Origin of the sequence: Synechococcus sp. R6-5 (assembly GCF_047461775.1) — a bacterium.
Taxonomy (GTDB): Bacteria; Cyanobacteriota; Cyanobacteriia; order Thermostichales; family Thermostichaceae; genus Thermostichus.
In genome coordinates this window covers 1-8,670 of record NZ_JANSHV010000042.1, presented here as the reverse complement: position 1 = coordinate 8,670, position 8,670 = coordinate 1, and the positions used below count along the sequence as shown (strand labels likewise).

General features: G+C 58.0%; 9 protein-coding genes and 1 pseudogene. 4 read left to right on the top strand and 6 right to left on the bottom strand.

Annotation, left to right across the window (positions count from 1 at the left end; translation table 11 throughout):
• Positions 1 to 97 precede the first annotated feature (97 nt).
• Both NW818_RS02275 and NW818_RS02270 read right to left on the bottom strand, forming a co-directional pair.
• Positions 98 to 1,123, bottom strand: coding sequence for a long-chain acyl-[acyl-carrier-protein] reductase (locus NW818_RS02275; protein WP_414416476.1), 1,026 nt, complete (start codon positions 1,121 to 1,123; stop codon positions 98 to 100).
• A gap of 110 nt (positions 1,124 to 1,233) precedes the next feature.
• Complete coding sequence (locus tag NW818_RS02270; RefSeq protein ID WP_414351420.1) at positions 1,234 to 1,965, bottom strand: aldehyde oxygenase (deformylating); 732 nt, start codon at positions 1,963 to 1,965, stop codon at positions 1,234 to 1,236.
• A 194-nt stretch (positions 1,966 to 2,159) separates the two neighbouring features.
• Between NW818_RS02270 and NW818_RS02265 the strand changes: the two genes are divergently transcribed.
• Complete coding sequence (locus tag NW818_RS02265) at positions 2,160 to 2,468, top strand: hypothetical protein (protein ID WP_414330858.1); 309 nt, start codon at positions 2,160 to 2,162, stop codon at positions 2,466 to 2,468.
• Between the two features lie 14 nt (positions 2,469 to 2,482).
• Here NW818_RS02265 and NW818_RS02260 read toward each other — a convergent pair whose 3' ends face one another.
• A complete protein-coding gene (locus NW818_RS02260) occupies positions 2,483 to 2,977 on the bottom strand; it encodes a pentapeptide repeat-containing protein (protein WP_414351367.1) in 495 nt (164 codons plus the stop codon).
• A gap of 100 nt (positions 2,978 to 3,077) precedes the next feature.
• Here NW818_RS02260 and NW818_RS02255 point away from each other — a divergent pair, with 100 nt between their 5' ends.
• A complete protein-coding gene (locus NW818_RS02255; RefSeq protein ID WP_414330861.1) occupies positions 3,078 to 3,386 on the top strand; it encodes a gas vesicle protein GvpV in 309 nt (102 codons plus the stop codon).
• 201 nt (positions 3,387 to 3,587) lie between these two features.
• Positions 3,588 to 4,022 (top strand): annotated as a pseudogene (locus tag NW818_RS02250) (ABC transporter ATP-binding protein); the annotation flags it as partial.
• Here the strand turns inward: NW818_RS02250 and purU are convergent.
• Genes purU through NW818_RS02235 form a run of 3 tightly spaced genes read right to left on the bottom strand, consistent with a single transcriptional unit; the run spans position 4,023 to position 5,516 of the window.
• A complete protein-coding gene (purU, locus tag NW818_RS02245; RefSeq protein WP_414343735.1) occupies positions 4,023 to 4,871 on the bottom strand; it encodes a formyltetrahydrofolate deformylase in 849 nt (282 codons plus the stop codon).
• Positions 4,872 to 4,928: 57 nt separating this feature from the next.
• The gene (locus tag NW818_RS02240; protein ID WP_414423726.1) at positions 4,929 to 5,189 is read right to left on the bottom strand and encodes a hypothetical protein; all 261 of its coding nucleotides are present in this window, start codon (positions 5,187 to 5,189) and stop codon (positions 4,929 to 4,931) included.
• 3 nt (positions 5,190 to 5,192) lie between these two features.
• On the bottom strand, positions 5,193 to 5,516 hold the full coding sequence (locus NW818_RS02235) for a TatA/E family twin arginine-targeting protein translocase (protein ID WP_414351361.1): 324 nt from the start codon (positions 5,514 to 5,516) through the stop codon (positions 5,193 to 5,195).
• A 228-nt stretch (positions 5,517 to 5,744) separates the two neighbouring features.
• On the opposite strand from NW818_RS02235, the gene secA reads away from it, so the two are divergent.
• Positions 5,745 to 8,618 (top strand): preprotein translocase subunit SecA, encoded by a 2,874-nt coding sequence (gene secA, locus NW818_RS02230; protein WP_414423727.1) that lies wholly within the window; start codon positions 5,745 to 5,747, stop codon positions 8,616 to 8,618.
• Positions 8,619 to 8,670 lie beyond the last annotated feature (52 nt).

The window sequence follows — 8,670 nt, the reverse complement described above, 5'->3', positions numbered from 1 at the left end:
TAGCGGTTGGTGTCGGGTAGTTTACTCGATTGGTGATTGACCTGACCAGGGCCAGCACCTCTGCTGGGGCTGAGGCTTTCTTCATTTTGAATCTCAATTAGGCTTCGGGCATGAGGGGGCGGAACCCATGCTTGCGGGAAAGCTGCCCGATCAGATCCAATTTCTCAAGGGTGATCAAATTACGGCCCCAACTGAAATTGGTGTACAGCCCCTCAAACTCCAGCAGCATGGATTCAGCAAAGCAGGCAAAAAGCTGACGGGCCGGGTTGGCCACATTCAAAAACTGCATGATGTTCCATTCAATATCCAAAGAGTGCTCCACCATCCCCCCGTCAATGACGTAGAGTCCCTTTCGCTGCAAGCTGGAGGCGATGTTCTTTGGGTAGCCACCGTCGATGATGACACAGGGATCCGGCAAAACTTGGGGATCGAGGGCCATGCCTTGGCTCATGCTGGCCACCCAAACGATAAAGTCAGCGCGGGGCAGGGCCTCTTCCAGCGAAGAGATCTCCCCCTGCTTGAGCTTGGCCTGCAATTCCTCCAGACGCCGTCGCTCTCGGGCGATGAGCAACAATTTGCCCAAGTGAGTGTGGGCCACCAACCATTGACAAATGGCGCTGCCGATATCTCCGGTCGCCCCCACCACCGCAACCGTAGCGGCTGCCAAGTCCATGGCGTAGCGCTGGGCCGCCAACTGCAGTTGCTGACAGATGATGTAGGCCGTGTGGGTATTGCCGGTGGTAAAGCGTTGGATCTCCAAGTCAATGTTGCGGACTCGCCGGAGACTGTCGAGGCGAAAAGTCTCAAAAATGATGCTGCTAAATCCCCCCAAAGCAGTAATGTTCAAGCCGCGCCGCTGGGCCAGAGCCATCGCATTCAACACTTTCCGACAGGCGGCCTTCACCCGTCCCCCCGCCAACATCTCCGGCAAGAAACAGGATTCGACGTACTGCCCATAAATCTTTTGGCCGGTGATGCTGGTTACCATGATCTCGTCCACCACCTGAGGGGGAGCCATGCACCAGAACTCCAGGTCGCTCTCCGCATATTCGGAATAACCCAGCTTGTCTGCCACCCGCTTCGCATGGGCCAGGCTGGTCAAGTGCCCAATCAGGCCGAACATAAAGGTTTACCCGCTTGGATAACTGATGGATCCCATCAAAACATGTCCATACCCGCCTGTAGCCAGCCTAGAACTGCAGTCCGCCGGCAGAGGATGAATGCTGAGGTGGGTCATGCTGCCCGCAAACCCTGGGCTGAGAGGCGCATCACCTCGCGGGTGCTGAAGCCGATGTTGGCCAGCGCCTCTCCATAGGCAATCATAAAATCCTCGACGATGGCCTCGCGATCCATATAGATGGCTTCTACATCCTGGTCCACCTGCTGCAGCATCTGCCAGACCAAGGGCAGGTTCTGGGCGTTGGCCGCTTCGATCTGCCCTTTGACCTCGCCAAAATGCTCCCCTAGCCAGCGCTCTCCAAAATTGAGGTGCAGATATTCATCCTTGACCACCCCCTCGGTGATCTTGCGGGCAAACTCATCGGCGACGGGGATGTAAATGTTGTAGGCGGCAATGGCAAAGCATTCGATGATCAGCGACTGAATGACCAAGCAGGTAACTAGGTCTCCGGCTGCTGCCGCTTTTTGGAAATTGTTGCGCAAAGGGGTGAAGAAAGTGCGGGCAAACTCCCTATCCGGCTCTACCTGCAGGTTTTTGCCGCAGGATTGAAAGCCTTTCATGTGCCGCAATTCCATCTTGGCCAGCTTGTGCAGCTCCTCTGCCCCTTCCGGCAACATCTCGGCCAGCTTGAGGTAGTTGTCGTGGGCTTCTTGTTCCCCTTCGATCACAATGCCGTTGATGCGAGAGTAGGCCTGCCGGTAAACCGCGCTGCCATAGTCCAAGGTGGTGCCACCCTCATCGGCTAAAGGCTGGGGGGTATTGGGCAGGACGTTCACTGGGGCCATACTCATGCATCTCCTCTCGGTGTTGTTTGGGTGTTGTTGATTGTCTATGCTGACTCGACAATCGCCTCGATTGCAGTTGAATCGCTCTCTTAATCAGAATAGCTGTAGCTGCCGCAGAATTGGCGGGATTCCTTTTGCGGAATGATAGGGGTCTGCTAGGGTGAGGGTTCGAGTGCCGTTGTGGAGCCTGCTGTATGTCTGCTCTTGGGGATGGCCTGAACCAACTGCGCCAGTTGCTGGTGGAGCTGGAGGAACGATCCCTCGATCAGCCGATTGGCAGTGCCGAGGAGGTGTTGCAGGCCATTGAGCTAGCCACGGCTTTTGAGCTGTTTGAGGCGGAGAGCAGCGGTTTGCTGCTGCAGATTGTGGCCAATCTCTGGGATCGGGTACGGCAGCAGGATTTGTCTCCAGGGGAGATTCAGACGGTATCGGAGAAGTTGCGGGCGGTGGGCTATACCGATGCTGAGATCCAGGAGATCCTGGACTTGGAGCCGGAGGACTAGCCCCATTTCCCCCTCTAGGCTTGAACCATGCCCAGCTCTGCTGGAGTGATATCCGCTTCCATCTGAGTGGTGGCGTCGTAGCAAGCCCCTCGCAGGTTGGCCAGCTTGAGTTTGCACTGGGCAAGAAGGGCTCCTCTCAAGTTGGCCCCGGTGAGATTGGCCCCTGCCAGGTCCGCTTGGCTGAGATCGGCTTCGCTCAAGTCCGCTTCCGCCAGGTTGGCCCCACGCAAGTTGGCTCCCTGCAATCGGGATCCCTGCAGCTTGGCTTTCTCTAGGTTGGCCAGCCGCAGGTTGGATCCCTGCAGATCCGCTTGGCTGAGGTCGGCGCCGCTCAGGTAGGCCCGCTCCAGGTTGGCAGAGGCCAGCTTTGCCTGGCGGAGAATGGATCCCCCCAAGTCGATCCCGGCCAAGTCGGCCCCGGCCAGATCAGCTCCGGCCAGTTGGCTGTTGCTGAAGTCCCGCTCACCGCTGCCGTAGCGTTGCAACAGGTCTGCTCCAGTTTCCACCATCGCTGTTTTCCACACCGGACGAATGGATCCTACCTAGGAATAGAAGGGCCGCCAAGAGCACGCTAGGATAGGCGCAAGCCGTTTTCCGGGATCCCCCCTTATGAGCTTGCCCCGTGTGCCCCGAACTCGACCTCGCCCCAAGCTGCGCTCGATCCCTCGCCGCCAAACCGAATCCGCCCTCTATGCCGAAATGCAGCAGCTCACCGTGGAAAAGCAGCGGCTCAACCAAGAGCTAGAGTTTATTCGAGAGCGGCAAGGGCAAATCCACGCGCGACTCCAGGAAATCGAGCAGGCCATGCAGCACCTTCAGCAGGAGGCAAAAGCCTTCCGGGATCCCGCTCCCCCCTCTGAACCGGCCCAGCTCAGATCCCGCCCTTCCCGCTTCCCGCCCATGACCTTCGAGTATTGAGGGATCCTATAAATCTCAAAGAAGACCCAAGATTCAAAGCAGACCTAAGCAACAAGTCAGGGGATTCTGTAGCCAACTTAACTATTTGCTGCTTATCTCAACCCGACTCCAGAATCTGGGCCAGCGAACAGCTGTTCTCAAGCTGGCTGCACAGTTACCTGAACTTCAGGGCTTATGACTTCTTCTCCCCAGATATCGTCAGATATCGTCGGTCTAGAGCGTTTTGCTAAGGCCCTGCCCAGGCAACTTTCGGGCGGTATGCAGCAGCGGGTGGCCATTGCCCGAGCTCTGGCGGCCCAACCGAAGATTTTGCTGATGGATGAGCCTTTTGGCGCTTTGGACGTGCAAACCAAGGAGACGATGCAGGAGTTTTTGCTGGATCTCTGGCAGCGCACGCGCACCTCAATTTTGATGATTACCCACGATGTGGAAGAGGCCGTCTTTCTGGCCCAGCGCATCTATGTACTCACGTCCCATCCTGGGCGGGTGAAACGGGAGATCCGAGTTGATTTCCCCAGCCGGCGCGACTACAGTCTCAAGCGCACTTCTTCCTTCCAAGAGGTGAAGGACGAGATCTTGGCTCTCCTACGAAACCAGAAAGGGATCCCGTTGAGCGACGCTGCGCCCGCGGGCTGATCAGGCAAACACCACCGTTTTGTTGTGGTACACCAGCACCCGATTCTCCAGGTGATACCGCACTGCCCGTGCCAGGACTAGGCGTTCCATGTCGCGGCCTTTGCGGACGAGGTCGGCAACGGTATCGCGGTGACTGACCCGCACCACGTCTTGCTCGATGATCGGCCCTTCGTCCAGATCTTCGGTGGCATAGTGGGCAGTCGCGCCGATGATCTTCACCCCCCGTTGATGGGCGCGGTGGTAGGGGTTGGCTCCGGCAAAGGCGGGCAGGGTGGAATGGTGAATGTTGATGACCGGCGGGGCTTGGCGGAGCAGCGACCCACTCAAGACCTGCATGTACTTGGCCAACACCACCAGGTCAATTCGATATTCCTGCAGGAGAGCGAGCTGACGGGCTTCGGCTGCGGCTTTGCCCTCTGGAGAAACGGGGATGTGGTAGTAATCGATACCGAAGGAGCGGGCCACCGATTCCAGGTCGGGGTGATTGCTGATGATCAAGGGGATCTCGGCGGGCAGTTCTCCCGCCCTTTGCCGCCAGATCAGATCCAAAAGGCAGTGGCTTTGCTTGCTGGCCCACAACGCAATGCGACGGCGAGTGTCGGAAAAATGCAGTTCCCAGTTGGCTTGGATCCCACGGGCAATACCCGAAAAGGCGGGGACAATTTCCCCTCGCTCCAGTTGGAAGCCCTCCAAGTCCCACTCGATGCGGCTCAAGAACAGTCCTGCCTCGGGATCCGTATGGTGATCGGCGTGAATGATGTTGCCGCCGTAGCTGTAGATGAAGCTGGAGAGCTTGGCTACCAGCCCTTTTTGATCAGGGCAAGATACCAACAGGGTGGCACTGGGCATCGGTAGACAACAGCCTCAACTTTGTGGGGACTGGCTCTCCCCAAGAGCAATCCATTCTCAATCTACCCGGTTGATCTCTTCCAATAGCCAGGGATCCACCGGCTGGCCATCCCAACGCTTTAGGTCGATGCGAATCCACATCGCCGCAGAAGAGCCGGCAGGGGGCAGTTCCTGGTGAAACGAGATCTCATAGTCGGACGGGTTCTGACCATGTTGCCGCAGCCAGGTCTCCACCTTGGCAGGAGCGAAGTAGGACTGCCCTTGCTCGAACAAGCGCGTGATTTCCAGGCCGAAGCAAAGGGGGTTAAAGCGGGGCATAGACTAAGCAGCGTCTGCGGTTTGAGCGTCGTCGGCTACGGATGGGACGGGATCCGTCTCTGGGGGGGGCGTATCGGCAACTGACTCGGTGACTGCTGTTCGGGAAGCCTTGGGAGTGGCAGCAGCCGTTGTCCCGCGGGTGGCTTTTTCCAGCTCTTGGGCCTCTTTGTTCAGTTGCGCCTCGAACTCTCTGGAAGCATCCTGCAGGCTGCGCAGGGTTTTGGCCAGCGTGCGACCGATCTCCGGCAGTTTGCGGGGCCCAAAAACCAAGAGAGCCACCGCAAAGATGACCAACATTTCCGGCAGTCCAACACCCAAAAAATTCATGAGCCTCGGCAGAGTACGGTTTGGTCGGGATCCCTTCGCCTCCCTAGAGTGACATTTTCTTGCCGCGGACTGCAAGTAACTGCCGGCTCTCCTCATCCATTCTGATGGCTTTGGTTGGCTTTGGTGTTCTCCTCTCAGCTCATCTGGGCCCACCTCTCCCTGGCCGGCCAAGTCAAAATGGTAAGATCGCATCATTAATCAATGTTCTTCATCGGCCTAGGCTTGCCCATGCTCCAAACCCTACAAAAGCTCCTTGGGGATCCTAACGATCGGAAGATCCGGCAGTACCGTCCTGTCGTCAAGTTGATCAACTCGCTGGAGATCGAGATCGCCTCTCTTTCGGATGCGGAGCTCAAGGCCAAGACCACAGAGTTTCGCCAGCGCTTGGACAGAGGAGAATCTCTGGACGATCTCTTGCCGGAGGCGTTTGCCGTGGTGCGGGAGGCCGCCAAGCGAGTTTTGAACTTGCGCCATTACGACGTACAGCTCATCGGCGGCATGGTGCTGCACGAAGGCCAGATTGCCGAAATGAAAACCGGCGAGGGCAAAACCCTGGTCGCCACCCTGCCTGCCTACTTGAACGGCCTGACTGGGAAGGGGGTTCACATCGTTACCGTCAACGGCTACTTGGCCCGTCGGGACTCGGAGTGGATGGGGCAGGTGCACCGTTTCTTGGGCCTGACGGTCGGTCTAGTGCAAGAGGGCATGTCGCCCGAAGAAAAGCGCCGCAGCTACAACTGCGACATTACCTACTGCACCAACAGCGAGCTGGGCTTCGACTACCTGCGGGACAACATGGCCACCGATATCAAAGAGGTGATGCAACGGCCCTTTAACTACTGCATCATCGACGAGGTGGACTCAATCCTTATCGACGAGGCCCGCACTCCCCTGATCATCTCCGGTCAGGTGGCTCGCCCCTCCGAAAAATATCTGCGGGCAGCCCAGGTGGCGCGGGAGCTGATCCGAGATGAACACTATGAGGTGGATGAAAAAGCCCGCAACGTCATCCTTACCGACGAGGGGTTTGAAGCCGCCGAGCGGTTGCTGGGGGTCTCTGACCTGTTTGATCCCAAGGATCCCTGGGCGCACTTTGTCTTTAACGCGGTGAAGGCCAAAGAGCTCTTCATCAAGGATGTCCACTACATCGTCCGCAATCAAGAGGTGGTGATCGTGGACGAGTTCACCGGGCGGGTGCTCCCCGGCCGCCGCTGGTCTGATGGGCTGCACCAGGCGGTGGAGGCCAAAGAGGGGGTGCCGATTCAAAGCGAGAGCCAAACCCTGGCCACCATCACCTACCAAAACCTTTTTCTGCTCTATCCCAAGCTCTCTGGCATGACGGGCACGGCCCGCACCGAGGAGGCCGAGTTCGGCAAAACCTACAACCTGGAAGTTACGGTGATCCCCACCAACCGACCCATCCGCCGCAAAGATGCCCCCGACTTGGTGTACAAGACCGAAAGGGGCAAGTGGCAAGCGGTTGCCGAGGAAATTGCCCACATGCACGCCCAGGGGCGCCCCGTCCTTGTGGGCACCACCAGCGTGGAAAAATCCGAACGCCTCTCGGCCATGCTCAAGGAAATGGGGATCCCCCACAACCTCCTCAACGCCAAGCCAGAAAACGTGGAGCGGGAGGCGGAGATCATTGCCCAGGCGGGGCGAAAAGGCGCTGTAACCATTGCTACCAACATGGCCGGTCGAGGCACGGACATCATCTTGGGAGGCAATGCGGAGTACATGGCCCGCCTCAAGCTGCGGGAACGGCTGATGCCCAAGCTGGCTCAATTGGACGCCGACAACCCCTTGGGATCCGTTCAGATGGTGGGACGGGGGGGTGGCCAGGGATTTGGTGGGACAGCACCCAAGCCGAAAAAATCCTGGACGGTGGTCTCCCCCAATTTTTACCCCTGTGAGCTGTCGGCCCGCACCAACCAAGCTTTAGACGAAGTGGTGGCAGCAGCCGTGACCAAGTATGGGCTGAACCGTCTGCCAGAGCTGGTGGTGGAGGATCTCATCGCAGTAGCTTCCGAGAAAGCGCCGGTGCAGGATCCGCTAATTTTGCAACTGCGGGAGGTTTACAACAGCATCAAAGCCGAGTACGAAAAAATTACTGAGGCCGAGCACGAAGAGGTGGTGAGGCTGGGGGGCCTGCATGTGATCGGTACGGAGCGCCATGAATCCCGCCGTATCGACAACCAGCTGCGGGGCCGCGCCGGGCGACAAGGGGATCCCGGCTCCTCGCGGTTTTTCCTCAGCTTGGAAGACAACCTGCTCAAGATTTTCGGTGGCGAGTGGGTAGCCAAGCTCATGGACACGCTCCGGTTGGAAGAGGACATGCCCATCGAGCACCCGCTGCTCAGCAGCAGCCTGGAGAACGCGCAGAGAAAAGTGGAAGTGTACTACTTCGACATGCGCAAGCAGGTGTTCGAGTATGACGAGGTGATGAACAACCAGCGGCGGGCCATCTACTCAGAGCGGCGGCGCATCTTGGAGGGGGAGAACCTCAAGACCAAGATCCTCGACTACGTGCGCAAAACCGTCGGCGAGATCGTGCGAGCGCATGTCAACCCAGAGCTGCCCCCGGAAGAGTGGGAAATCGACAAGCTGACTGCCAAGATGCAGGAGTTTGTGCCGCTCTTGAAGCAGAACCTCAAGGTTGAGGATCTGCGGGATCTCTCCTACGAGCAGATCTTGGACTACCTGATCAAGCAGGCAGAACTGGCCTATGAGGCCAAAGAGGCTTTTCTGGATACCTTTGAGCCCGGTTTGATGCGCAAGGCAGAGCGCTTTTTCCTGTTGCAACAGGTGGACACCCTCTGGCGGGAACACCTGCAGCAGATGGAGGCGCTGCGGGAAGCTGTGGGCCTGCGAGGCTACGGTCAGAAGGATCCCCTGATCGAGTACAAGAACGAGGGCTACGAGCTGTTCCTGGAGATGATGGACAACATCCGCCGCAACACGGTGTACAACCTATTCATCTTTACTCCCCAAATTGTGCAAGTGCCCCAGGCATCGCGACCGGCTCCGGCACCCACTGCGGCTGCCAGCCCTGATCCCAGCTCTGCTTCAGGGGTGGTGGAAGCCGATTTCACGGAAGAATAATTGGCGTAGAGAGAAGTCAGCGGGGGAGCATGACTCTAGTCAATGATAAGCT